General features: G+C 63.4%; 20 protein-coding genes. 17 read left to right on the forward strand and 3 right to left on the reverse strand.

Annotated elements, in window-relative coordinates; translation table 11 throughout:
• Window positions 1-3: 3 nt before the first annotated feature.
• The 3 genes from tssK to tagH all read right to left on the reverse strand — a co-directional run bounded on the left by tssK (window position 4) and on the right by tagH (window position 3526).
• Complete coding sequence (gene tssK / locus PKE98_RS07180; RefSeq protein WP_271194589.1) at window positions 4-1338, reverse strand: type VI secretion system baseplate subunit TssK; 1335 nt, start codon at window positions 1336-1338, stop codon at window positions 4-6.
• A gap of 11 nt (window positions 1339-1349) precedes the next feature.
• Entirely contained in the window at window positions 1350-1829 is a 480-nt protein-coding gene (gene tssJ / locus PKE98_RS07185; protein WP_271194590.1) for a type VI secretion system lipoprotein TssJ, read from the reverse strand.
• Between the two features lie 86 nt (window positions 1830-1915).
• Window positions 1916-3526 (reverse strand): type VI secretion system-associated FHA domain protein TagH, encoded by a 1611-nt coding sequence (gene tagH / locus PKE98_RS07190; protein ID WP_271194591.1) that lies wholly within the window; start codon window positions 3524-3526, stop codon window positions 1916-1918.
• A 381-nt stretch (window positions 3527-3907) separates the two neighbouring features.
• On the opposite strand from tagH, the gene tssA reads away from it, so the two are divergent.
• The 17 genes from tssA (at window position 3908) to dnaQ (ending at window position 23870) form a co-directional block, all read left to right on the forward strand.
• Complete coding sequence (tssA, locus tag PKE98_RS07195; protein ID WP_271194856.1) at window positions 3908-4927, forward strand: type VI secretion system protein TssA; 1020 nt, start codon at window positions 3908-3910, stop codon at window positions 4925-4927.
• A gap of 99 nt (window positions 4928-5026) precedes the next feature.
• The gene (gene tssB / locus PKE98_RS07200; protein WP_271194592.1) at window positions 5027-5536 is read left to right on the forward strand and encodes a type VI secretion system contractile sheath small subunit; all 510 of its coding nucleotides are present in this window, start codon (window positions 5027-5029) and stop codon (window positions 5534-5536) included.
• Between the two features lie 13 nt (window positions 5537-5549).
• Entirely contained in the window at window positions 5550-7046 is a 1497-nt protein-coding gene (tssC, locus tag PKE98_RS07205) for a type VI secretion system contractile sheath large subunit (protein ID WP_271194593.1), read from the forward strand.
• A 158-nt stretch (window positions 7047-7204) separates the two neighbouring features.
• The gene (locus PKE98_RS07210; RefSeq protein WP_271194594.1) at window positions 7205-7693 is read left to right on the forward strand and encodes an Hcp family type VI secretion system effector; all 489 of its coding nucleotides are present in this window, start codon (window positions 7205-7207) and stop codon (window positions 7691-7693) included.
• Window positions 7694-7894: 201 nt separating this feature from the next.
• A complete protein-coding gene (locus PKE98_RS07215) occupies window positions 7895-8686 on the forward strand; it encodes a type VI secretion system accessory protein TagJ (protein WP_271194595.1) in 792 nt (263 codons plus the stop codon).
• Window positions 8687-8688: 2 nt separating this feature from the next.
• The gene (gene tssE / locus PKE98_RS07220) at window positions 8689-9201 is read left to right on the forward strand and encodes a type VI secretion system baseplate subunit TssE (RefSeq protein ID WP_271194596.1); all 513 of its coding nucleotides are present in this window, start codon (window positions 8689-8691) and stop codon (window positions 9199-9201) included.
• Window positions 9198-11057, forward strand: a complete 1860-nt coding sequence (tssF, locus tag PKE98_RS07225; protein ID WP_271194597.1) for a type VI secretion system baseplate subunit TssF — start codon at window positions 9198-9200, stop codon at window positions 11055-11057. Before tssE ends, tssF begins: the two co-directional genes overlap by 4 nt.
• On the forward strand, window positions 11021-12073 hold the full coding sequence (tssG, locus tag PKE98_RS07230; RefSeq protein ID WP_271194598.1) for a type VI secretion system baseplate subunit TssG: 1053 nt from the start codon (window positions 11021-11023) through the stop codon (window positions 12071-12073). The genes tssF and tssG overlap by 37 nt, the downstream gene beginning before the upstream one ends.
• A complete protein-coding gene (tssH, locus tag PKE98_RS07235) occupies window positions 12066-14768 on the forward strand; it encodes a type VI secretion system ATPase TssH (RefSeq protein WP_271194599.1) in 2703 nt (900 codons plus the stop codon). Before tssG ends, tssH begins: the two co-directional genes overlap by 8 nt.
• Window positions 14769-14792: 24 nt before the next feature.
• A complete protein-coding gene (locus tag PKE98_RS07240) occupies window positions 14793-17018 on the forward strand; it encodes a type VI secretion system Vgr family protein (protein ID WP_271194600.1) in 2226 nt (741 codons plus the stop codon).
• Window positions 17019-17043: 25 nt separating this feature from the next.
• A complete protein-coding gene (locus tag PKE98_RS07245) occupies window positions 17044-17493 on the forward strand; it encodes a DUF6484 domain-containing protein (protein WP_271194601.1) in 450 nt (149 codons plus the stop codon).
• Window positions 17494-17504: 11 nt separating this feature from the next.
• Window positions 17505-18608, forward strand: coding sequence for a DUF2169 family type VI secretion system accessory protein (locus PKE98_RS07250; RefSeq protein WP_271194602.1), 1104 nt, complete (start codon window positions 17505-17507; stop codon window positions 18606-18608).
• Window positions 18608-19645, forward strand: coding sequence for a hypothetical protein (locus PKE98_RS07255; protein WP_373877819.1), 1038 nt, complete (start codon window positions 18608-18610; stop codon window positions 19643-19645). Before PKE98_RS07250 ends, PKE98_RS07255 begins: the two co-directional genes overlap by 1 nt.
• Entirely contained in the window at window positions 19645-20811 is a 1167-nt protein-coding gene (locus PKE98_RS07260; RefSeq protein ID WP_271194603.1) for an HNH/endonuclease VII fold toxin-2 domain-containing protein, read from the forward strand. The genes PKE98_RS07255 and PKE98_RS07260 overlap by 1 nt, the downstream gene beginning before the upstream one ends.
• A 21-nt stretch (window positions 20812-20832) precedes the next feature.
• A complete protein-coding gene (locus PKE98_RS07265; RefSeq protein ID WP_271194604.1) occupies window positions 20833-21759 on the forward strand; it encodes a beta propeller repeat protein in 927 nt (308 codons plus the stop codon).
• A complete protein-coding gene (locus PKE98_RS07270) occupies window positions 21756-23009 on the forward strand; it encodes a TIGR02270 family protein (protein ID WP_271194605.1) in 1254 nt (417 codons plus the stop codon). The genes PKE98_RS07265 and PKE98_RS07270 overlap by 4 nt, the downstream gene beginning before the upstream one ends.
• A gap of 69 nt (window positions 23010-23078) precedes the next feature.
• Window positions 23079-23870, forward strand: coding sequence for a DNA polymerase III subunit epsilon (gene dnaQ, locus PKE98_RS07275; RefSeq protein WP_271194606.1), 792 nt, complete (start codon window positions 23079-23081; stop codon window positions 23868-23870).
• Window positions 23871-23987 lie beyond the last annotated feature (117 nt).

Here is a 23987-nt window from a genome sequence, read left to right on the forward strand (position 1 = left end):
GCGTTATCCTCGGATGGCCCAGAAGGCCAGGTTCAGCCCCGGGAACTGCCCGGCAATGTGGAAGGCAAAGCCGCCGGAATTGGGCAGTTGCTTCCAGTGCGCGCTGCCACGGTCCAACTCGAAATAGGTCGAGCCGGCGTGGTATGGCAACTGCCGTGGCGCCACCGGCATCGGCAGCAGACCGATGCCGGGCAGTTGCAGGTTCACCAGGTCGCGAATGTGTTCCACCGAGCCCACTTTGGCCTGCTGCGGAAAGTGCCCGCGCAGGGTTTCGCCCGGCACGTCGGCACGCACCACGAGAATGAACGCGGCGTTGTCGATCAAGGTTTTGTCCGCCAGCATCGCCACGTGCACGCCGTAGGATTTCTCGATGATCGGGATGGCCACGGCCTTGCTGTCGATCACCGTCGCCAGCGCCTGGCGCAGGGCGAGAAACACCGGGGCAAAACTGCCGGCCAGGTCATCGTGGCTGTAGGCCGGGTACTCGGCCGAGCGCCGTTCGCTGGTGGTGAAGGTCGACAGCTCGCCGGCCAGCGCCACCAGTTCGGTGTACAGGCGCTCTGGGTGCAATGGGTTGAGGCGCGCCAGGTGGCTGGCCAGCGCTTCGGCGCGGTTGATCAGTTGCAGCAGCAGGAAGTCGGCAATTTCCGAAGCACCACCGGCACTGGAGGCCACCACGCGGCCGGCCAGGGCTTCGCCGCGTTGATGCAGCAGGCCCACCAGCTCATTGCAAAAACCGGCCAGCGGCGTGCTGGCGGCAATGTTCAGCAGCGGTGGCAGGTACTCGGGGTCGAGCACCAGGGAGCGGTCGGCGCGCTTTTCCCGTACGCGCACCACGCCGATGCTGGCGTATTCGCCAAGGCCGTCCTTGTCGGTGAGCAGGCGCAAGGCCTGGCCGCCGATGGCCACCGGCGCGCGGCTTTCGAAGGCGGCGTTGTCGTCGCGCACTTCACGCACCTGGCTCTGGTAACGGGCGCCGCCCAGGGCTTCGCCTTCGTCAACCGTGTCGCGGGTGCCGGCACGGCGCAGCGGCAGGGCCAGGTGAATGATGGCGTCACGCGCGGTGTCATCGACCGCCAGCGGCACCGGCGCGTTGTCGTCAGCAGGAATATTGAACGGCGTGCCATCGGGCAACAGGCCCTTGGCCGACACGATGGCGAACTTGCCCTGAGCCAGCAGCGCCTCATCGATCTGCAGTTCCGAGAAGCCCCAGCCACCGGCCAGCAGCGGGCGGCAGCGGCCCTCCACCAGGGTTTCCAGATAGCGGTCGTGTTGCTGGAAATGCTGTGGGCGCAGGAACATTCCTTCCGACCACACCACGCGGTTATTCCAAGACATGGCGGCTCCTGCTACTTGGCTGAACGAGGCGAGACGGCAATGGCATGGCTGCCGACCATCACGTCGTAACTACGGGTTTGCTGTGGCTGTACGGCGATCACCTGGCGCCACTGCGCGGTGTCCAGATCGCGGTAGGCCACGACAATGGCAAATTGCTTGGTCTGTTCGTCCAGCGTGCGCTCGATTTCCAGTTGTTCGCTGGGGCGCAACAGCAGTTGGTCTTGTGCCACCAGGTCGGCGCCCAGGGCGCTTTCGGGCTTGTCGACCAAGGTGAAAAAGTCGGTGCGGGCAAAATTCGCCGCGTTCTTGAGCTCATACACGCGAATGCGCACCGGCGCGGGATCGCCAGCCGGGGAGGGGTTCAATTCGCTGGAGCCAAGGAAGTGTAGATGCAGAACGGTGGGTGGCGGCGGTGGCGGCGGTTCCGACGCGCAGGCGCTGAGCAGTGACGCGAGCATCACGCCCTGCAACAGTGAATAGATCCTTGGCATTCTTTGGGTCCTTGAAGTAATTGCCTGACTCTCGCCGCCCGCACGCGGGCAACGCTTCCGTGTTTTAAAAAGGTGTGGCCACGCGTTCAGCGGCGGCGCAGACGGGCGCTGTGCTCCTCATAGGCGCGACTGAATTCGCGGCCGAACAGGTCCTGAAAATCGTCCTGCGCTTCGCGCTGAATGCTTGCGTACAGGTTGCTGAAGCTCTCCCACAGCTGTGCGTGGCGAGCACCGGGCAGCAGGGCGGAAAAGCCACTGGGTTTTTCAAAGCGGTTTTCCAGCGCGGTGGGCTCGAAGCGCTGCAACAGGTGCTCAATGGCCGCCTGTACGCCAGCCATCACCGCCATCTGGTGCGCCTTGATGTCATCGAAGCCGTCTGCAATCGCCTGGTCGGGCGGCAGAAACGCCTGGTTGCCGGCGCGCAACAACAGCAGCAGCGCTTCATCGACATTGGGGGCGAATTTCAGCGGGTTGTTCTGCACCGGCTGAATGGTGGTCTGCTGCATGCGGAACTCACCCTTGAGGCTACTGCGTGCACGCAACACATCGATCATGCCTTCCACCATCTGCCGGTAGCTGCGGCCGATCGCTTCCATCTGCGCTTCGGCTTGGGCTGGGTCTACACGCAGTTGCGCGACGCCGGCACCACGCAGAAACGCCTGGAGCAGATCGCCCGTGGCAGCGGTTTGCGGTGGCAGGGTTTGGATGGGTGTGGGGGCTGCTGCTGACATCGGTGTTGAAGGCGGCGGTGCAACCGGCGCGCTCACTTCCACGGTCACCACCACGGCAGGTGGCTCACTCGCGGTCGTCACGGTGCCAGGCGTCACTATGCCCGCCCAAGGGTCGTCGGCAGGTAGGGCGGCCTGTTGCAGCGGTGGCAGTGAGGTCGGTCGCTCATCGGCCACAGGTTCGGGCCAGGCGGTGGCCGGTGGTTGCTCGGCGAATGGATCAGGTACGGCCGGTTGGGCGTGTGCGCTCAGGTCGGCAAACGGATCCCAGTCGGCGGGAATCATTGAGCCACCGCTCGCCGGGGTTGCCGGCGGCATCGGAATAATGGGTGCTTGTTGCTGCGGGGCTGGTTGTTGCGGTGCAGGCGGGCGGAAGTCGTGGCGCTCGGCCGGCACATGGTCGGAAATCGGCGCCGCGCCGGCAGCGGGTGCGGCGAGAAAATCGAACAGATCCGGCTTGGTATCCAGCGGCGAGTTACCCTGGAAATGCGCGGCGGCACTATGGCTTGCAGGTGTTCCATATGCCTGCGGCATTGGGGTGGCGGCCGGGGCTACAGCGCCGACCTGACGGCTCAGCAAGGCATCGAAACTGGTGGAAGGATCGGTGGCGATTCCCGAGGCGGCGCTGCTGCCGGCAAAGCCTGCGAGGGCTTCGAGTTGCACGAGAATGTCGTACTCGCCCAGGCGAATCAGTTCACCGTCTTGCAGGCGTTCGCTGGTGCCACGGCGCAGGCGCAACCCGGCGTTTACCAGGAGCACGCCATTGGTGCTGTTGTCGGTGAGGTAGTAGGCGCCGTCCTTGAATTGGATGGTGCAGTGCAGGCTGGAAACCAGGCGTTCGGGATCGGGCAGCACCCAGTCGTTTTCGGGGCCACGGCCGATGGTCAACACACCCTGATCCAACTGGCGCTCGGTAGCTTGGCCAGGGGTCAGTTTGTGGTAACTGGTGATGGTCAAACGCAGTGGCATTGCTACTCCTTGCAGACGCTTTGCAGCGTTACCCTCAAGCGGTGCTCGCGCAGCCGCTATCGCCGAGTCCTACTCGACGTTATTTTTCTTGCGCGAATACTACAGCGTGGGCGCCAGAGAGTTCCGTCTTTCATCGGAAAATCGAGGATAAAAAAGACACACTTCACAGAATATTCTTCTAGGCTAGCTTCTGCCTTCCGCCAGCCGAACGGTGCCTTGACAACGTTCGGACCTGCTCTAAGAATGCCCGTCGCCCCTGCCATGCGCCGTTTCAATGAGCCATGGTTTGGCCACCACGCAAGCCGAAGGAATCGGTTTCGCGTAGGCACCCAATCTGATCGAAGGCTGCACTGTCAGCCAGATATGGAGATCGCTCGAGTGTTGGATGTACCTGCTCTGCTGGCCCCGATCAGCGCCGACTCACCCTGCGGCGATGACCTCGAATACGATGCAGCTTTTCTTGAGCTGGAGCGCATTGCGCAAGGTCAACCGGAACGTCAGATGGGTGACGCCGTTTTACCGGCGGAACCGCCTGAGTGGCCTCGCGTAAAACAACACGCCATCGACCTTTTTTCCCGCAGCAAAGACCTGCGCGTGGCGAGCATTTTGCTGCGCAGTTCGTTGGCTATTTCCGGGCTTGCGGGATTTGCCCAGAGCCTGTTGCTGATCAGCGAATTGCTCAACCAGTACTGGGCCGATCTGCACCCGCGTCTGGACCCCGATGACAACGATCCCACTTCGCGCATCAACGCGCTGACCGGCCTCAATGCCGACGAAAATATTCGTCTGCTTTGGGAGAGCCTGCTGGTGCGTTCGCGCACCGTCGGCCCGGTTACCTTGCGCGCCGCCGTGAATGCTTACGGCCTGCAGCGTTTTTCCAGCGAGACCCTCAGCCAGGAACAAGTGGCCGGCGCCCTGCGTGACAGCGACGCCGACGCCGTGCTCGCCACCCGCGATGCGGTGGCCCAGGCGCTTACCGCCATGACCGCCATCGAAAGCCAGGTGAGCGAGCAGGTCGGTTCCGACCAGGGCGTGGACTTAGGTCCGCTCAAGCAGCTGTTGCGCCAGGCCTCGCAGACGCTGGGCAGCAGTGCCCAGGCGACCGACGGTGAAACCGCTGAAAGCAGCGGCCAGGCCAGCAACGACGGCGATTCCAGCCCGGCGGCCGCCGCTGCGCTTGTACCGCGCGTCAGCGGCGAGATCGCCAACCGCGATGACGTCTTGCGTCTGCTCGATCGCCTGCTTGACTACTACGCTCGTCACGAACCGTCGAGCCCGGTGCCGGTGCTGCTCAGTCGCGCCAAAACCCTGGTCACTGCCGACTTCGCCGCCATCGTGCGCAACCTGATTCCCGATGGCATGTCGCAGTTCGAAGCCCTGCGCGGCCCCGATTCCGAATGACTTGGCGGGCACCGCCCGCAAGCCGCAATCCAATCATCGGTTGCACGCCTTAGCCGCTGATTTCACTGTTCAATCGCCCCATGGCGAGGGAGGAGCAACATGGTCACCAGTAGCCAGAAATTCATCGCCCGCAACCGCGCGCCCCGTGTGCAGATCGAGTACGACGTGGAGCTCTACGGTGCGGAGAAAAAAATCCAGCTGCCTTTCGTCATGGGCGTCATGGCTGACCTCGCCGGTAAACCTGCCGAGCCGCTGGCGCCGGTTGCCGACCGCAAGTTTCTGGAAATCGACGTCGATAACTTCGACTCGCGCTTGAAAGCCATGAAGCCGCGTGTGGCCTTCAACGTGCCCAATGCTCTGACCGGTGAAGGCAACCTGAGCCTGGACGTGACCTTCGAAAGCATGGAGGACTTCAGCCCGGCCAACATCGCGCGCAAGGTCGACTCGCTCAGCAAGCTGCTCGATGCCCGCACCCAGCTCGCCAACCTGTTGACCTACATGGACGGCAAGACCGGCGCCGAAGACATGATCATGAAAGCAATCCAGGACCCGGCTCTGTTGCAAGCGCTGGCCAGCGCGCCGAAGCCTAACGACGAGCCGAAAGCTTAAGAGGACGATCAGCATGGCTGAATTGAGCACCGATACCCAGGCGTTGCCGCAGGCAACGACCGAGCAGACCAGTGAGTTCGCCAACCTGCTGCTGCAAGAATTCAAACCCAAGACCGAGCGTGCCCGCGAGGCCGTGGAAACCGCTGTGCGCACCCTGGCCGAACATGCGCTGGCGCAGACCAACCTGATCTCCAACGACGCCATCAAGTCGATTGAATCGATCATTGCCGCCATCGACGCCAAGCTCACCGAGCAGGTCAACCTGATCATGCACCACCCCGATTTCCAGCAACTGGAAAGCGCCTGGCGTGGCCTGCATTACCTGGTCAACAACACCGAGACCGATGAGCAGCTGAAGATTCGCGTGCTCAATATCTCCAAGCCCGAACTGCACAAAACCCTGAAGAAATTCAAAGGCACGACCTGGGACCAGAGCCCGATCTTCAAGAAGATGTACGAAGAGGAATACGGTCAGTTCGGCGGCGAACCCTACGGCTGCCTGGTAGGCGACTACTACTTCGACCAGTCGCCACCGGATGTGGAATTGCTCGGTGAAATCGCCAAGATTTCCGCCGCCATGCACGCGCCGTTTATTGCGGCCGCATCGCCGACCGTGATGGGCATGGGCTCGTGGCAGGAACTGTCCAACCCACGCGACCTGACCAAGATTTTCACCACCCCGGAATACGCCGGCTGGCGCTCGCTGCGTGAGTCCGACGACTCGCGCTATATCGGGCTGACCATGCCGCGCTTCCTGGCGCGCTTGCCGTACGGCGCCAAGACCGACCCGGTGGAAGCCTTCGCCTTCGAAGAAGAAACCACCGGCGCCGACAGCAGCAAATACACCTGGGCCAACTCGGCCTACGCGATGGCCGTGAACATCAACCGTTCGTTCAAGCTGTACGGCTGGTGCTCGCGTATTCGCGGCATCGAATCGGGCGGTGAAGTGCAGGGCCTGCCGGCGCACACATTCCCCACCGACGACGGCGGCGTGGACATGAAATGCCCGACCGAAATCGCCATTTCCGACCGCCGCGAGGCCGAGCTGGCGAAGAACGGTTTTATGCCGCTGCTGCACAAGAAGAACACCGACTTTGCCGCCTTTATCGGCGCCCAGTCGCTGCAAAAACCAGCCGAATACGACGACCCGGACGCCACCGCCAACGCCAATCTGGCCGCGCGCCTGCCGTACCTGTTCGCCACCTGCCGGTTTGCGCATTACCTGAAATGCATCGTGCGCGACAAGATCGGCTCGTTCAAAGAGAAAGACGACATGCAGCGTTGGCTGCAAGACTGGATTCTCAACTACGTCGACGGCGACCCGGCGCACTCCACCGAAACCACCAAGGCCCAGCACCCGCTGGCAGCGGCTGAAGTGGTGGTGGAAGAAGTCGAGGGCAACCCGGGCTACTACAACTCGAAGTTTTTCCTGCGCCCGCACTACCAGCTTGAAGGGCTGACGGTGTCTCTGCGTCTGGTTTCGAAATTGCCCTCGGCAAAGAGCGCATAAATCGCGCCCACCGCCGTCGTAGGAGCCAGCTTGCTGGCGAATGATGTCTGCACCGTTCGCCAGCAAGCTAGCTCCTACGGGCGAAAAAAATAAATCACGGGCCTGCCATGGTGGCGGGTTCGAGCCAATCACGTGGCCACGGCCACACAGGAGGAATCATGGCTGTTGATATGTTCATCAAGATCGGTGACATCCAGGGCGAGTCCAAGGACAAGGCCCACGCCAATGAAGTTGACGTGCTGGCCTGGAGCTGGGGCATGTCGCAGAACGGCAATATGCACCTGGGCACTGGCGGCGGCGCCGGCAAGGTCAACGTGCAGGACCTGACCCTGACTAAGTATCTGGACAAGGCTACGCCGAATCTGATGATGGCGTGCTCTTCGGGCAAGCATTACCCCGAAGCCAAACTGACCGTGCGAAAGGCCGGCGGCGACAGCCAGGTCGAATACCTGGTGATCACCATGAAAGAAGTGCTGATCTCCTCGGTGACCACCGGCGGCAGCGGCGGTGAAGACCGTCTGACCGAAACCATCGGTCTGAACTTCGCCCAGGTGCAAGTGGATTACCAAGGCCAGAAAGAAGACGGCACCAAAGAAGGCGGCCCGATCAAGTACGGCTGGAATATCCGTCAGAACGTCAAGATCTGATCCGTAGGAGCGGCGTAGGTTGGGTTGAGCGCAGCGAAGCCCAACAAACCGTCCGCAGGACGGTGCGTATCGGTTTCAAAACAGACCGATACGCAGAGCCCGATGGGCTCCCTGTTGGGCTTCGCCCTTGGCTCAGCCCAACCTACGCCCCTCCCACAAACTTTTTTATTTGCCTCAATTCAATCTCAGGGAAGTGTGGTTATGACTGCCGATGAACTGCTGCGTGCCGGCCGCCTCGATGATGCACTCAAGGCCCTGCAAGACCAGGTTCGCGGCGCTCCGGCCAATGCCACCCTGCGGATTTTTCTTTTTCAACTGCTGGCCGTACTGGGCCAGTGGAGCCGTGCGCAAAACCAGCTGAAGGTGGTGGGTGAGCTGGATGCCGCTGCCTTGCCGATGGTGCAAACCTACCGCACCGCGCTTGAGTGCGAAGCGCTGCGTGCCGAGGTGTTTGCCGGCCGCGTGACGCCGGTCATCTTGGGCGAGCCGGCCGAGTGGATTGCACCATTGATTCAGGCCCTAAAGCTCGACGCCGAAGGCCATGGCCAGGCGGCCCAGCAACTGCGCGAGCAAGCCTTCGAAGCCGCCCCGGCCACCGCCGGCCAGGTAAACGGCAGCCCCTTTGCCTGGTTCGCTGACGCCGACCCACGCCTGGGCCCGGTGCTGGAAGTGATCGTCAACGGCCGCTACGCCTGGCTTCCCATGAGCAACATCAGTCGCCTGACGGTGGAAGCGCCGAGCGATCTGCGTGACCTGGTGTGGCTGCCGGCCGAGCTGACCCTGATCAACGGCGGCACCCTGGTGGCGTTGCTGCCCAGCCGCTACCCCGACACCCTCGCTGCCGGCGATGACGCCGCGCGCCTGGCACGCAAAACCGAATTTCTCGACAGCGGCGTGCCGCTGGGCCAGCGCCTGTTTGCCAGCGACGAAGGCGACACCGCGCTGTTTGACCTGCGTACCCTGGAATTCAACACGCAGGCGCAAGGCATCTGACCATGGCCAGCCCGCCGCTGCAGGAGCGCCTGCAACCCTCGCTGCTGGACCGCCTGGAAGATAACGACCGCGGCAACCCGAACGAGAGTGCCGACAAGCGCGTGCTGTCCATGAGCCAACTCAAAGCCTCGGTGCTGCGCGACCTCACCTGGTTGTTCAACACCACGGCGTTGCTGGATGCGGAAACGGCAGCAGCGATTCCTGCCGGCAGCTCGGTGGTCAATTACGGTTTGCCGGCGCTGGCTGGACGCAGCCTGTCGAACATCGACGTGCATGCCGTCGAAAGCCTGATTGCCCAAACCATTGCCACCTTTGAACCGCGCATTCTGCGCTCCACCTTGCAGGTCAAAGCGCGGCTGCTGGAGGAGGGCATGGACCACAACGCCCTGGCCTTCGAAATCGAAGGCGACCTGTGGGCACTTCCTGTGCCGCTGCGCCTGATGCTCACCACCAACCTCGACCTGGAAACCGGCCACGTGCGCATCGTGCCCAATGAGCAGCGGAGACGGCCATGAACCCGCGCATGCTCGAGTACTACAACCTGGAACTGGCGCATATCCGCGAAAGCGCCGCCGAGTTTGCCCGCGAGTTTCCCAAGATTGCCAGCCGTCTGACGTTGTCTGGCGTCGACTGTGCCGACCCGTACGTGGAACGCTTGCTCGAAGGTTTCGCCTACCTGACGGCGCGGGTGCATTTGAAGCTCGATGCCGAGTACCCGACCTTCACCCATAACCTGCTGGAAATCGCCTACCCGCATTACCTGGCGCCGACGCCGTCGATGACCGTGGTGCAGCTGCGCGCCGACCCCAACGAAGGCTCGCTGAGCGGCGGCTTTACCATCGAGCGCAATGCGCCGCTGCGCGGCGTGCTGGGCCGCGAAGAACAGACCGCCTGCGAATACCGCACCGCCCATGCCGTCACCCTGTGGCCGCTGGAAGTGGCCAGCGCCGAGTACTTCGGCAACCCGGCGGCGGTGCTTGGGCGCCTGGCCGCCAGCGAGCCCAAAGCCAAGGCCGGTTTGCGTATTCGCCTGCGCAGTGGCGCCGGGCTGCCGCTCAATAGCCTCAGCCTGGAAAGCCTGCCGCTGTACCTGCACGGCGCTGACGAACAGCCGTTTCGCCTGTACGAACAATTGCTCGGCAACGCCTGCGCGGTATTTGCCCAGGCGCCGGGGGGCGACTGGGTGGAGCGCCTGCCACCGGGTGCCCTGCGTTCGCGCGGTTTTGATGACGAAGATGCGCTATTGCCGGTGGTGCCACGGGCCTTCCAGGGCTACCGGCTGTTGCAGGAATACTTCGCGCTGCCCAACCGCTTTCTGTTTGTCGAGTTCGCCGAGCTCAAGCGCTCGGTGCAGCGTTGCGCCGGCAACGAGCTGGACCTGATCATCCTGTTCAACAAGCTCGACCCCACCCTCGAGGGCACCGTCAGCGCCGAGCAGTTCGTGCCGTTCTGCACCCCGGCGATCAACCTGTTTCCCCGGCGTGCCGACCGCATTCACCTGAGCGAGCGGGTGAACGAACACCAGGTGATTGCCGACCGCACCCGGCCGATGGATTTCGAAATCCATTCGCTGACCCAGGTAACTGGCCATGGCACCGGCCCCGAGCAACCGTTCCAGCCGTTCTATGCCGTGCGCGACCCCTCGCGTTATGGCCGCGAGCAGGCCTATTACATCGTGCGCCGCGAACCGCGCCGGCTCTCCAGCACGCAGCGGCGCAGCGGCCCGCGTTCCACTTACGTGGGCAGCGAAACCTTTGTGTCGTTGGTGGACGCCAACCAGGCGCCGTACCGCCACGACCTGCGCCAACTCGGCATCAGCGCGCTGTGCACCAACCGCGACCTGGCGTTGTTTATTCCGGTGGGCACCAGCAAAAGTGATTTCAGCCTGGAAGACAGCGCCCCGGTGCTCGATGTGCGCTGCCTGGCAGGCCCGAGCCGCCCGCGTGCCAGCCGTGCCCATGACGCCAGCGCCTGGCGCCTGATCAGCCAGTTGTCGCTCAACTACTTGTCGTTGTCCGAGCAAGGGCAGGGCGCCGCCGCCTTGCGCGAATTGCTGCGCCTGTATGGCGACCCGACCGATTCGGCGTTGCAGTTGCAGATCGAAGGCTTGCGTGAGGTCAGCGCCAAACCCTGCACCCGGCGCTTGCCGATGCCGGGGCCGATTGTGTTTGGCCGTGGCCTGGAGATCAGCCTGGAGTTCGATGAAAACGCCTTTCGCGGCACCGGCGTGTTTTTGCTCGGGGCGGTGTTCGAGCGCTTCCTCACCCGTTATGTATCGGTAAACAGCTTTACCGAAACCGTGCTGCGCACCACCGAGCGCGGCGAAATCATGCGTTGGCAGGCGAAACCCGGATGCCGACCGAACCTGTAAACACGCTCGCCGCGATGGCGGCCGCACCCTGGGAGCATGATTTCTTCCAGGCGTTGCGCCGTATCGAGGCCGAGGCGCGCGACAAGCCACGGCTCGGCCATTCGGTGCGCCTGGCCGATGACCCGCTGCGCCTGGGGCAAACCCCGGACTGCGGGTTTGCGCCCTCGACCTTGTCGGTGGTGCAGCCGGCTACTGACGGTGTGCCGCCGCGGGTCGAGCAGTTCTTTTTCGGCCTGACCGGGCCCAACGGGCCGTTGCCGCTGCACCTCACCGAATACGCCCGTGAGCGTCAGCGCAACGAGAACGATCCCGGCTTCAAGCGCTTTATGGATATTTTCCACCACCGCCTGCTGACCCTGTTCTACCGGGCGTGGGCGGAGGCGCGGCCTTCGGTTAGCCATGACCGGCCGGACGATGATTACTGGTCCGCACGCTTGGCGGCGCTGTCCGGGCGCGGCATGGACAGCCTGCTGGGCCAGGGCCCGATCCCTGATCAGGCGCGCTACTACTACACCGGCCACCTGGCCGCCACCAGCCGCTACCCCGATGGCCTCAAGGTGATTCTGGGCGAGTACTTCGAGTTGCCGGTGGCCATTGAAGAGTACGTCGGCCAGTGGCTGGAGTTGCCCGAGCGCAGCCGCCTCGGCGCGCAGGCCAGCACCCTCGGCCACGACCTGTGCCTGGGCACCCACGTGTGGGACCGCCAGCATAAATTTCGCCTGCGCCTGGGTCCCATTCCGCTGGCCAAGTACGAACGCCTGTTGCCCGGTGGCGAGCTATTCCGGCAACTGGCCGCCTGGGTGGGCGAGTACCTGGGCCAGGAGCTGGACTGGGACGTCAACCTGGTGCTCAGCCACGACGAAATACCCCCTCTGAACCTGGCCGGCGGTGCGCGGCTGGGTTTCAACGCCTGGCTGGGTGACCCCGGCGAGGATGCCAAGGATTTACTGCTGGCTAGCCAGTACGCCGGAGACCGGCTGCTGCAACGCCCGAACAAGGAGATGGAACATGAGTGAAATCAGCCGGGTTGCCCTGTTCGGCAAGCTGAACAGCCTTGCCTACAAAGCCATTGAAGCGGCCACCGTTTTCTGCAAATTGCGCGGTAACCCCTATGTGGAAATGGCCCACTGGTTTCACCAGATTCTGCAATTGCAGGATTCGGACCTGCACCAGCTGGTGCGCCAGTTCAACCTCGACCCGGCGCGCCTGGCGCGTGACCTGACAGAGGCCCTGGACCGACTGCCGCGTGGTTCCACGTCCATTACCGACCTGTCCTCCAATGTCGAAGAAGCGGTGGAGCGCGCCTGGGTGTACGGTAGCCTGATGTTCGGCGAAAGCCAGGTGCGCACCGGCTACATCATCGTTGGCGTGCTTAAGACCCCAAGCCTGCGCCACGGTCTGCTGGCCCTGTCCGCCGAGTTCGACAAAATCAAGATTGAAGCGCTGACCGAACGCTTTGCCGAGTACGTCGGCAACTCGCCGGAAAATGCCCTGAGCGCCAGCGACGGCTTCAATGCCGGCGCGGCACCGGGCGAGGCCAGTGGTGCCATCGCCCCCGGCGCCATGGGCAAGCAGGAGGCACTGAAAAAATTCACCGTCGACCTCACCGAACAGGCCCGCAGCGGCAAACTCGACCCCATCGTTGGCCGAGACGACGAGATTCGCCAACTGGTGGATGTGCTGATGCGTCGCCGGCAGAACAACCCGATTCTCACCGGCGAAGCCGGCGTGGGTAAAACCGCGGTGGTCGAAGGGTTTGCCCTGCGCATCGTCGCTGGCGACGTACCGCCGGCCTTGAAAGACGTGGAGCTGCGCGCCCTGGATGTCGGCCTGTTGCAAGCCGGCGCGAGCATGAAAGGCGAGTTTGAGCAGCGCCTGCGCTCGGTAATCGAAGACGTACAGAGCTCGGCCAAGCCGATCATTCTGTTTATCGACGAAGCCCACACCCTGGTGGGTGCCGGTGGCGCCGCCGGTACTGGCGATGCCGCCAACCTGCTGAAACCCGCGCTGGCCCGTGGCACCTTGCGCACCGTGGCGGCGACCACCTGGGCCGAGTACAAAAAACACATCGAAAAAGACCCGGCCCTGACCCGCCGTTTCCAAGTGGTGCAGGTGGAGGAGCCCTCCGAGCACAAAGCCATTCTGATGATGCGCGGCGTGGCCTCGACCATGGAAAAACACCACCAGGTGCAGATCCTCGATGAAGCCTTGGAAGCCTCGGTAAAACTCTCGCACCGTTATATTCCGGCGCGTCAGTTGCCCGACAAATCGGTGAGCCTGCTGGACACCGCCTGCGCCCGCACCGCCATCAGCCTGCACGCCGTGCCGGCCGAAGTGGACGACAGCCGCCGGCGTATCGAAGCGCTGGAAACCGAGCTGGCCATCATCGGCCGTGAGAAAGCCATTGGTGTGGTAATCGGTGAGCGCCTGAACAACGTGCAGGCCTTGCTCGGCGAAGAACGCGAGCGCCTCACCGGCCTGGAAAGCCGCTGGGCCGAAGAGAAAACCCTGGTGGACGAGCTGCTCGATATCCGCGCCCAGCTGCGCGCCGCTGCCGAAGCGGTGGATGCCACCAGCACCGAGCCGGCGCCGGTCGAAGCCAATGCCCAACAGCACGCCGAGCTGCACAGCCGCCTGCAGGATGTGCAAAGCCGCCTGGCGGCGTTGCAAGGCGAGTCGCCGCTGATTCTGCCGATTGTCGACTACCAGGCCGTGGCCTCGGTGGTGGCCGACTGGACCGGCATTCCGGTCGGGCGCATGGCGCGCAACGAACTGGAAACCGTGCTGAATCTGGCCCAGTACCTGAAAAAACGCATTATCGGTCAGGACCATGCGCTGGAGATGATCGCCAAGCGCATCCAGACCTCGCGCGCAGGCTTGGACAACCCGAGCAAGCCGATTGGCGTCTTTATGCTGGCCGGCACCTCGGGCGTGGGCAAAACCGAAACCGCGCTGGCCCTGGCCGAGGCCATGTATGGCGGTGAGCAGAACGTCATCACCATCAACATGAGCGAGTTCCAGGAAGCCCATACCGTGTCCACCCTCAAGGGCGCGCCGCCGGGCTATATCGGCTACGGCGAGGGCGGCGTGCTGACCGAAGCGGTACGGCGTAAACCTTACAGCGTTGTGCTGCTCGACGAAGTGGAAAAAGCCCACCCCGACGTGCACGAGATTTTCTTCCAGGTGTTCGACAAGGGCGTGATGGAAGACGGCGAGGGCCGTGTGATCGACTTCAAGAACACCCTGATTCTGCTCACCACCAACGCCGGCACCGAGCTGATTTCCAGCCTGTGCAACGACCCGGAACTGATGCCCGAGCCGGACGCCATCGCCAAGGCGCTGCGCGAGCCGCTGCTGAAGATTTTCCCGCCGGCCTTGCTCGGCCGCCTGGTGACCATTCCGTACTACCCGCTGAGCGACGACATGATCAAGGCCATCGCCCGCCTGCAACTGGAGCGGGTGAAAAAGCGCGTGGAGGCCACCCACAAGGTGCCGTTCGACTACGACGACGGCGTGATCGCGCTGATTGCCGAACGCTGCACCGAAACCGAAAGCGGCGGGCGGATGATCGACACCATTCTGACCAACACCTTGCTGCCGGATATGAGCCGCGAGTTCCTCACCCGTCTGCTGGAAGGCAAGCCGTTGCAGGCGGTGCGCATCAGCCGTGAGGGCAGCGATTTCAAATACGACTTCGGCACGGCGGTTTAACCCGGTGGCCGTTAAGAGACGCATATGGCATTAACCACAAACACGCGGCTGGTTCAGGTCGACAGCCCATTGGGCAGCGATGTGCTGGTGCTGCGCGAACTCGATGGCGTGGAGGAACTGGGGCGGGTGTTCGACTACCAGTTGAACCTGGTGTCTGAAAACGCCTCGCTGGCCCTCAACGACTTGCTGGGCAAACCCATGGGCGTGACCATGGAATTGCAGGACGGCAGCAAACGCCATTTCCACGGCATCGTTGCGCGCGCCAGCCAAGGCGCCGGCATTGGTCAGTTCGCCGTGTACCGGGTGACGCTCAAGCCGTGGCTGTGGCTGATGTCGCGTACCTCCGACTGCAAGATTTTCCAGAACCGCACCGTGCCGGACATCATCAAGCAGGTGTTCCGCGACCTGGGTTTCTCCGATTTCGAAGACAGCCTGACCCGCTCGTACCGCGAGTGGGACTACTGCGTGCAGTACCGCGAAACCAGTTTCGACTTTGTCAGCCGCTTGATGGAGCAGGAGGGCATCTACTACTTCTTCCGTCACGAGAAGGGCCGCCACGTGCTGGTGCTCGCCGACGCCTATGGCGCCCACAGCAAGGCCGCCGGGTACGAGAGCGTGCCGTTCTACCCGCCGACGGCCGAGCAGCGCGAGCTGGACCATATCGATGACTGGCACCTGAGCCACGAAGTGCAGCCGGGCTCGCTCGCGCTCAACGACTACGACTTTCAGCGTCCCAGCGCGCGCCTGGAAGTGCGCTCGGTGATCAGTCGGCCGCACACCGCCAGCGAGTTTCCGCTGTACGACTACCCCGGCGAATACGTGCAGAGCGGCGACGGCGAGCACTATGCGCGCACCCGCATCGAAGCCATTCAGACCCAGTACGAGCGCGTGCAATTGCGCGGCACGGCGCGCGGTATCGGCTCTGGTCATCTGTTCAGCCTGACCCGCTACCCGCGTGCCGACCAGAACCGCGAATACCTGGTGGTCGGGGCCCGGTACAAGGTGGTGCAGGAGCATTACGAAACCGGGTTCAAAGACCTCGAGCAACAGTTTGTCAGCCACCTTGATTGCATGGACGCCAGCCAAGCGTTCCGCCCGCAACCGACCACCGTGCGGCCCATCGTGCAGGGCCCGCAAACGGCCATGGTGGTGGGGCCCAGCGGCGAGGAAATCTGGACCGACCAATACGGCCGGGTGAAGGTGCATTTCTATTGGGACCGCCACGACCAGTCCAACGAAAACAGCTCGTGCTGGATGCGCGTGTCGCAGTCCTGGGCCGGCAAGAACTGGGGTTCTATCCAGATTCCACGCATCGGTCAGGAAGTGATCGTCGGCTTTCTCGAAGGCGACCCCGACCGGCCGATCATCACCGGCCGGGTGTACAACGCCGAGCAGACGGTGCCCTACGACTTGCCCGCCAATGCCACCCAGAGCGGCACCAAAAGCCGTTCGAGCAAGGGCGGCTCGCCGGCCAATTTCAACGAAATTCGCATGGAAGACAAAAAGGGCAGCGAGCAGCTGTTTATCCACGCAGAAAAGAACCAGGACATCGAAGTCGAGAACGACGAAACCCACTGGGTGGGCCACGACCGTACCAAGACCATCGACCACGACGAAACCGTACACGTCAAACACGACCGCACCGAAACCGTCGACAACAACGAGACCATCACCATCGGGGTAAACCGCACGGAGAAGGTCGGCAATAACGAAACCATCAGCATCGGCGTGAACCGCACCGAAGATGTCGGCAGCAACGAGAAAATCACCATCGGCGCCAACCGCACCGAGAGCGTGGGCGCCAACGAAGACATCAGCATCGGCAGCAACCGCACGGAGAAGGTCGGCAGCAACGAAACGATCAGCATCGGCGCCAACCGTACCGAAGATGTTGGCAGCAACGAGAAGATCACCATTGGTGCCAACCGCACCGAGAACGTGGGCTCCAACGAAGAAGTGAGCATCGGCAGCAACCAGACCACCAGCATTGGCAAGAACGAAACCCGCAGCGTGGGCCAGAGCCGCAGCACCGATGTCGGCCAGGACGATAGCGTGCAGGTGGGCAAACACTTCAGCCTCGACGCCGGCGACTCCATCACCCTGACCACGGGCGCTGCCAGCATCAGCATGAAAAAGGACGGCACCATCGTCATCAGCGGCAAGAACATCACCATCGACGGCTCTGGCGCCATCAACATCAAGGCCAGCAAGAACGTAGTGGTCAAAGGTCAGAAAATTTTGCAGAACTGAGCCCAGGCTCGGACGGAGTACACCCATGACGGTCCAGCAGTTCACCCCAGCCGTTGCCACGCGTCTGGATGGCGTGGTGATTGGCATTTTGCTCGACGTGCCGCAAGCCGCTTCACCGGTTGTGGCCTTTGCCGGCTGCCCGAATGAAACCGGCATTGCCGCGACCACCACCACCGAGCTCAGCCGCGAGGATATCGGCACCCAGGTGGCGCTGATGTTTGTCGGCGGCGATCCGAACCAGCCACTGGTGATCGGCCGAATCCAGCGTCTGCCGCAAGCAGCGCCGCCGGTAGCGGTGGCGCACCTGGACGGCGAACGCCTGGAGTTCACCGCCGAGAAGGAGATTGTGCTGCGCTGCGGCAAGGCCAGCATCACCCTTACCCGTGAGGGCAAGGTGATTATGCGCGGCACGTATTTGTCCAGCCGTTCCTCGGGCGTGAACCGCATCAGAGGCGGTTCGGTGCAGATCAACTAGAAGAGCCCGACATGGAACTGCTTAACGCGACCGGCCTGGTCGCTGCCTACACCCAAGGCCTGGCCCCGGACGGACGCGAGTCGCTGGTGGTGATCGCCAAGGGCACCTTCGATTTACCGCTCGATGGCCGTGAAGCGCCGCTGGCCAAGGTGCAGCGTCCGTTGCTGATGGCCGACGAATACACCGGCGAGCCCGGTTTGTCGGCGCCGCTGCGAGAAATGGACTTTGCCCCGGTGAAACCCTTCTGCGACGTGCTGGTGATCGGCAAGGCCTATGCCCCCGAAGGCCGCCCGGTCACCCAGCTTACCGCCGGCATTCGTGTGGGCCGGGTGAGCAAGGCCTTCACCGTATACGGCCCTCGGCAATGGCAACCGGGCCTGATCGGCGCCGGTGCCGGCGTGGCGCAACCCTTTACCGAACAGGACATTGGTTACAGCCATGCCTTTGGTGGCAGTGTACCGGTGGCCAACAACCCCGAACTGAGCGACGGCTACCCGGCAAACCCGTGCGGGCGTGGCTGGTTTCCGAAAGGCAGCAGCACCGCCGATATCGTCGGCATGCCCATGCCCACCACCGAAATGCTTGGCCAACCGGTGGACTCGCCCCACGGCGACTTCACGCCAATGGCGTTGGGCCCGATCGGTCGCAGCTGGCCGCCACGTATCGGGTTTGCCGGTACCTACGACGACGCCTGGCTGGCCGATTGTTTTCCGTTTCTACCGGCCGACTTCGACAACCGCTACTACCAGGCGGCGCCTGCCGACCAGCAGACCGAGCACCTCAAGGGCGGTGAGGACGTGTTGCTGTTGTGTTTGACCCGCCAGGAACGGGCGGGCTTCAAAGTGCCGACGCAGCAGGTGCCGGTGACCTTCTTCCTGAAAAAAGGCGGGCATGAAACGGTGCAGGCGGTGATCGATACGCTGGTGATCGATACCCATGCCGGCACCTTGGAGGTGACGTGGCGGGCGAGCCGGCCGTTGAAGAAAAACCTGTTTGAAATCGGCGATGTGCTGGTGGGCCAAATGTCCCGTGGCTGGTGGCGGGCACGGGAGTTAGGCAAAGAACATCTGCCCTCGCTGGCCCACGCCGGCCGCACCGCCGAGGACGACAGCTGATGGCCGCCATTTGCATTGTCGGCAGCGGCATGGTCAGTGCTGTGGGGCTGGATGCACCGTCCAGTTGTGCAGCGATTCGCTGCGCCATCGATAACTTTCAGAAAACCCGCTTTATGGACCAGGGCGGGGAGTGGCAGCTGGCCGCCACCGTGCCGCTGGAGTCACCCTGCCGAGGCCGTGAGAAGTTGGTGAAGATGGCCGCTCGGGCCATTGCCGAAGCCCTGCGCCAAGCGCCTGGGCTGACGGTGCAAGACACGCCGCTGCTGCTGGGGGTGGCGGAGCTTGAGCGCCCCGGGCGCCTGGCGGACCTGGATATCAATCTGCTGCACGACGTGGAGCGCGAGTTGGGTGTGCAGTTTCATCCGGCGTCCAACGTGATTGCCCGTGGGCGGGTAAGCGGCGCCGTGGCGCTGCTCAATGCGCGCAAGCTGATTCATGGCGGTGGCCACCGGCATGTGCTGATTGCCGGCGTCGACTCGTTTCTCAATGCCAGCACCATCAGCGCCTACGAGCGGCGCGAGCGCTTGCTGACCAGTGAAAACTCCAACGGCTTTATTCCGGGGGAGGGCGCCGCTGCCGTGGTGATCGCTGCACCGGTACACGACGAGCAGCCACAACTGGTTTGCGTCGGCCTGGGGTTCGGCATGGAAAAAGCCACCGTTGAAGCCGAGGACACGCCGCTGCGAGCCGACGGCCTGGCGCAGGCCATTCGCGGCGCCCTGGCTGAAGCCGGCTGTGGGCTGGAGGCCATGGATTACCGGCTTACCGATATCTCCGGCGAGCAGTATTACTTCAAGGAAGCCGCCTTGGCCCTGAGCCGCACCTTGCGCGTGCGCAAACCCGACTTCCACCTCTGGCACCCGGCCGACTGCATCGGCGAATGCGGCGCTGCCATCGGCCCGGCCATGCTCGCCGTGGCCCTGGCTGCCAGCCGCAAAGGCTATGGCGACGGCCCCAACGTGTTTTGTCACCTGGGTAACGACGCCGGTGAACGCGCCGTGGCGTTGCTCAGCTATCAGACCGTGAGGGCTGCCTGATGGCGAACGAAGTCTATGCCAACAGCATGGAGATCTCCTGCAAGTCGGCCAACGGCAAGTCGGTGGCAGCCTTTCCCGATGTGTGTTTCACCCCGCCGCAAGCACCGCCCACGCCCATGGGGGTGCCCATTCCGTACCCCAACACCGGGATGGCCAGCGACACCACCAGCGGTACCCGCACGGTAAAAATCACCGGCAAGGAAGTGATGCTCAAGGACAAGAGCTACTTCAAGACCAGCTATGGCGACGAGGCCGGCTGCGCGCCGAAAAAGGGCATTATCACCAGCAAGATCAAGGGCAAGGTGTACTTCACCGCGTGGTCGATGAACGTCAAGTTCGAAGGTGAAAACGTGGTGCGCAACTTCGACCTCACCACCCATAACCATGCCTCTCAGGGGCCCAACACCCCGCCCTGGCCCTACCTCGATAAAGCAGCGGTGGACGCAGGCACCTCGGCCTGTTCCAAAGAGATCAAAAAAGAGAAAAACGCCTGCAAGGACTTCAAGCCGGCCGGCAGTAAAGACGCCTGTTCGGCCCTTGGCCCGAAAGTGAAGCCCTCCGGCAAGAAGACCAGCCCTGAGGCTGACCGCGTGGCGGACAAATCGGCTGCGCATAACTGCCTGGCCGCGCGCCGGTGCGCCTTGCAGCCCTACAAACCCAGCGGCTGCTGCCCGCAACAGACCGCTCACCATCTGGTGGAGGCCAGTGCCTTGCACGTTACCGGCCGGGGCGGCAAAGACTCGGTGCCGTTGGCGGGCATTCGTGACTACAACGAGAACAAGGCACCGTGCGTGTGTGCAGAAGGGGTGAACCAGAACGTCGGCACCCACGGCCTGATGCACACCTTTCAAAGCTCGACAGCAAAGCGGGCTCGCGTTGGCAACCTGACCGACCGTGACGGCAATGTCTTGCGCACGAAGAAAACCACCTACAAGACCGCCAAGACGCAAGCCATGGATGCCATGGCTAAAGCGTTTCCGCAGTCCAAATGTTCCAAGGCCTGCACCGAGGCCCAACTGGACCATTACCACAAGCAATGTGGCATCAATGACCGCACCCCGATCAAGGCGGTGGAGACCGGGCAGACCGACGTCACCGCCGCCAACCGTTCCGTCGCCGCCCGTAATGCGCGGGTGGCTGCTGCCCGCGGCCGAGGCGGGCGTTAAACCAGTTTGAGGATGCCTGATATGACAAGCCAATGGACCGACCTGTTTTCTTACGTCACCGGCGTGGTGCGCTACAACGACCTGGCTTACGTGGCCTCGGTGTCGGATGAAATGCGCGAAAACCGCGTAACCCACTCCTACGTCACCGAATGGGACGCGGGCACCTGGCGCGTCGGCGATGAGGACGATGACCTGCTGCCCTGGGACGTGGTGGCCGCCACCCTGGTACACAAACCATTGGAGCAAGCCTTGTTTCTCGGCGCCAGCGGCAACGTGCTGGTGCTGGGCTCGGGCGATACCCACGAAGAGCAGATTCCCGACCACGAGGAGACCGGCATTTCCGGGCGTGGCAACCTGCGCGGGGTGTGCGCCGTCGAAGGCGTCGCCTACGCCTGCGGCATGGACCGCCAAGTGTACCGCCGCCATGGCGAAAACGACTGGCGCCCCCTGGACACCGGCGCCCGGCCACCGGCCGAAGACGAAGAAATCGTCGGCTTTGAAACCATCGGCGGCTTTAACAGCAAAGAGATTTACGCTGCTGGCTGGAACGGCGAAATCTGGGAATTCGGCGGCAAGCGCTGGGTGCAGCGCGACAGCCCCACCAACCTGATACTCACCGCCTTGTGCTGCGGCGAAGACGGCTTCGTATACATTGCCGGTCAAAGCGGCACCTTACTGCGTGGGCGTAACGCCACTTGGGAAGTGCTGGAGCAGGAGGGTGTGGAAGAGGACCTGTGGAGCCTGGCCTGGTTTGACGGTGCCCTGTACGCCTCAAGCATGGTGGGCGTGTATCGCCTGGTGAATGACCAGTTGGAACTGGTAGACTTTGGTGATGCGCAGCCGTCCTCCTGCTTCCACCTGAGCGCCGCCGATGGTGTGTTGTGGAGCATCGCCAGCAAAGCCATTGTCGCGTTCGACGGCACTACCTGGACGCGGATCGACGGATGATCGCCCGGGTACTCGACCAGCACGCCGAAGAAGCCAGCTTCCTCGCCATTTTGCGCGACCATGCCGTGGGCGCGCCGAACTACGACCTGACGCACCTGGCCACGCTCGACAACCGCATCGATGCGCACCTGGACGGTTTGCAGGTCGCCGGCCTCAAGGGTCTGAATCTGCTGCTCGACCAGTTGCGCCCGGCGGCCAGTGGCGAAGTGTTTGCCGCCACCGTGCTGGCCTTTCGCATGGGCAACAGCCCGGCGTTGTCGACCCTCGGTGAATACCTGCGCACGAATGAGGAGGAGGGCGAGCGCTATTTTGCTGCCGCCCTCGGCTGGCTCGACTGGGCGCAGGTGCAGCCCTGGGTCGACCGCTTGCTGGCCTCGCCGGAGCCGCTGTTCCGCCGTCTGGGCCTGGCCGCCTGCGGCATGCACCACCACGACCCGGGCCCGGCGCTGCTATCGGCCCTAGGCAACAGCGACCCCAGCGTACTCGCCCGTGCCGCGCGCACCGCCGGCGAACTGCGCCGTCGCGACCTGATGCAACCCATTCGCCTGCACCGCCAGCACAGCGACGCCGCGCTGCGGTTCTGGAGCAACTGGGCAACCGCGCAAATGGGCGATGAAGAAGCGCTGGCGCTGCTGCAACCATTCGCCGAGCAACCCGGCCGCTATCAGGCGCGTGCGCTACACGTGGTGCTCGCCTGGCAACCGCGTGAAGCCAGCATGGCCTGGATTCGGCGCATGACCCAGGCACCGGCGCAACGCCGCATCGCCATCAAGGCCACCGGCCTGTTCGGTGACCCGGTGGCCTTGCCCTGGCTGCTGCAACAAATGCACGACCTGCCCATGGCGCGCGCGGCGGGGGAAGCATTCAGCCAGATCACCGGCCTCGACCTGGCCTTGCACGACCTGGAACTGCGCGACAGCCCGGACTTCGACGCCGGCCCCACCGATGACCCTAACGACAGCAATGTGGCGATGGACCCGGACGAAAGCCTGCCCTGGCCCGACCCGCACCGGGTGCACACGTGGCTGCAACAACACAGCGCCAGCTTGCCGGCTGGCACGGCGTATCTGCTCGGCGCGCCCTTCAGCGAAGCCGCTTGCTGGCGCGCGCTGGGCAGCGGCAATCAGCGCCAGCGCCAGGTGGCCGCCGGGCTGCTGGCGCGTTATATCCCCACCCAGGCGCTGTTCCCGGTAAGCGCTCCGGCACAGCGGCAAAAGGCGCTGTTGAAAGGGCGATTAGCTGACAGCTGATCGCGCTCGCCTACGAATGTCGGGGTGAGCCGTGGTACGATTCGGCGCGTTTTTCACGGCGGATGTGCGATGACAACTTTCAAAAACAGCGTTGAACGGTCGGTCGTTCTCGATACCGAAACCACCGGTATGCCGGTCACCGATGGCCACCGGGTGATCGAGATCGGTTGCGTCGAGCTGATTGGCCGCCGCCTCACTGGCCGGCATTTTCATGTGTACCTGCAACCCGATCGCGAGAGCGACGAGGGCGCCATTGCCGTCCACGGCATTACCAACGAATTTCTCGCCGACAAACCGCGTTTCAAGGAAGTGGCCGATGAGTTCTTCGAATTCATCAAAGATGCCCAGCTGATCATCCATAACGCCGCGTTCGACATCGGCTTTATCAACAACGAATTTGCCCTGCTGGGCCAGGACGACCGCGCCGACATCACCGAGCACTGCACCGTGCTCGACACCCTGATGATGGCGCGCGAGCGCCACCCAGGGCAGCGCAACAACCTCGACGCCCTGTGCAAACGTTACGGCGTCGACAACTCAGGCCGTGAACTGCACGGCGCCTTGCTCGACGCCGAGATTCTCGCCGACGTCTTCCTGAACATGACTGGCGGCCAGACCAGCCTGTCGCTGGCCGGCAATGCTTCCGACGGCAACGGCGGCAATGGCGGCGCCAACCAATCCAGCGAAATCCGCCGCCTGCCCGCCGACCGCCCGCGTACCCGCGTCGTGCGCGCCAGCGAAGAGGACCTGGCCGCGCATGCCGTGCGTATGGGCCTGCTGGAAAAAGCCTCCGGCGCGTTGCCGTTGTGGGTGCAGATGGATGCGCCGGCGGTGGAAGCCGAGGCTGCCGAAACGGCCTAAGCACTACGTCCGCCTTCCACAATCGGCTCCCTATCCTTGAGGGAGAGGGCTGGGGTGAGGGGGAGCGCCAAACGTCGGTGTCTGGCCTTGCCCTCACCCCCGGCCCCTCTCCCGCAA

The organism is Pseudomonas turukhanskensis (assembly GCF_027922365.1).
Classification (GTDB): domain Bacteria; phylum Pseudomonadota; class Gammaproteobacteria; order Pseudomonadales; family Pseudomonadaceae; genus Aquipseudomonas; species Aquipseudomonas turukhanskensis.

What these genes read in the sequence shown, in the direction of transcription:
- PKE98_RS07260 (WP_271194603.1), top strand. Translation starts at nt 19,645, where the DNA reads ATGGCGAACGAAGTCTATGCCAACAGCATGGAGATCTCCTGCAAGTCG.
- PKE98_RS07270 (WP_271194605.1), top strand. Translation starts at nt 21,756, where the DNA reads ATGATCGCCCGGGTACTCGACCAGCACGCCGAAGAAGCCAGCTTCCTC.
- PKE98_RS07210 (WP_271194594.1), top strand. Translation starts at nt 7,205, where the DNA reads ATGGCTGTTGATATGTTCATCAAGATCGGTGACATCCAGGGCGAGTCC.
- tssC (WP_271194593.1), top strand. Translation starts at nt 5,550, where the DNA reads ATGGCTGAATTGAGCACCGATACCCAGGCGTTGCCGCAGGCAACGACC.
- PKE98_RS07215 (WP_271194595.1), top strand. Translation starts at nt 7,895, where the DNA reads ATGACTGCCGATGAACTGCTGCGTGCCGGCCGCCTCGATGATGCACTC.
- PKE98_RS07250 (WP_271194602.1), top strand. Translation starts at nt 17,505, where the DNA reads ATGGAACTGCTTAACGCGACCGGCCTGGTCGCTGCCTACACCCAAGGC.
- PKE98_RS07265 (WP_271194604.1), top strand. Translation starts at nt 20,833, where the DNA reads ATGACAAGCCAATGGACCGACCTGTTTTCTTACGTCACCGGCGTGGTG.
- tagH (WP_271194591.1), bottom strand. Translation starts at nt 3,526, where the DNA reads ATGCCACTGCGTTTGACCATCACCAGTTACCACAAACTGACCCCTGGC.
- tssH (WP_271194599.1), top strand. Translation starts at nt 12,066, where the DNA reads ATGAGTGAAATCAGCCGGGTTGCCCTGTTCGGCAAGCTGAACAGCCTT.
- tssF (WP_271194597.1), top strand. Translation starts at nt 9,198, where the DNA reads ATGAACCCGCGCATGCTCGAGTACTACAACCTGGAACTGGCGCATATC.
- tssB (WP_271194592.1), top strand. Translation starts at nt 5,027, where the DNA reads ATGGTCACCAGTAGCCAGAAATTCATCGCCCGCAACCGCGCGCCCCGT.
- tssE (WP_271194596.1), top strand. Translation starts at nt 8,689, where the DNA reads ATGGCCAGCCCGCCGCTGCAGGAGCGCCTGCAACCCTCGCTGCTGGAC.
- PKE98_RS07255 (WP_373877819.1), top strand. Translation starts at nt 18,608, where the DNA reads ATGGCCGCCATTTGCATTGTCGGCAGCGGCATGGTCAGTGCTGTGGGG.
- PKE98_RS07240 (WP_271194600.1), top strand. Translation starts at nt 14,793, where the DNA reads ATGGCATTAACCACAAACACGCGGCTGGTTCAGGTCGACAGCCCATTG.
- tssK (WP_271194589.1), bottom strand. Translation starts at nt 1,338, where the DNA reads ATGTCTTGGAATAACCGCGTGGTGTGGTCGGAAGGAATGTTCCTGCGC.
- PKE98_RS07245 (WP_271194601.1), top strand. Translation starts at nt 17,044, where the DNA reads ATGACGGTCCAGCAGTTCACCCCAGCCGTTGCCACGCGTCTGGATGGC.
- dnaQ (WP_271194606.1), top strand. Translation starts at nt 23,079, where the DNA reads ATGACAACTTTCAAAAACAGCGTTGAACGGTCGGTCGTTCTCGATACC.
- tssJ (WP_271194590.1), bottom strand. Translation starts at nt 1,829, where the DNA reads ATGCCAAGGATCTATTCACTGTTGCAGGGCGTGATGCTCGCGTCACTG.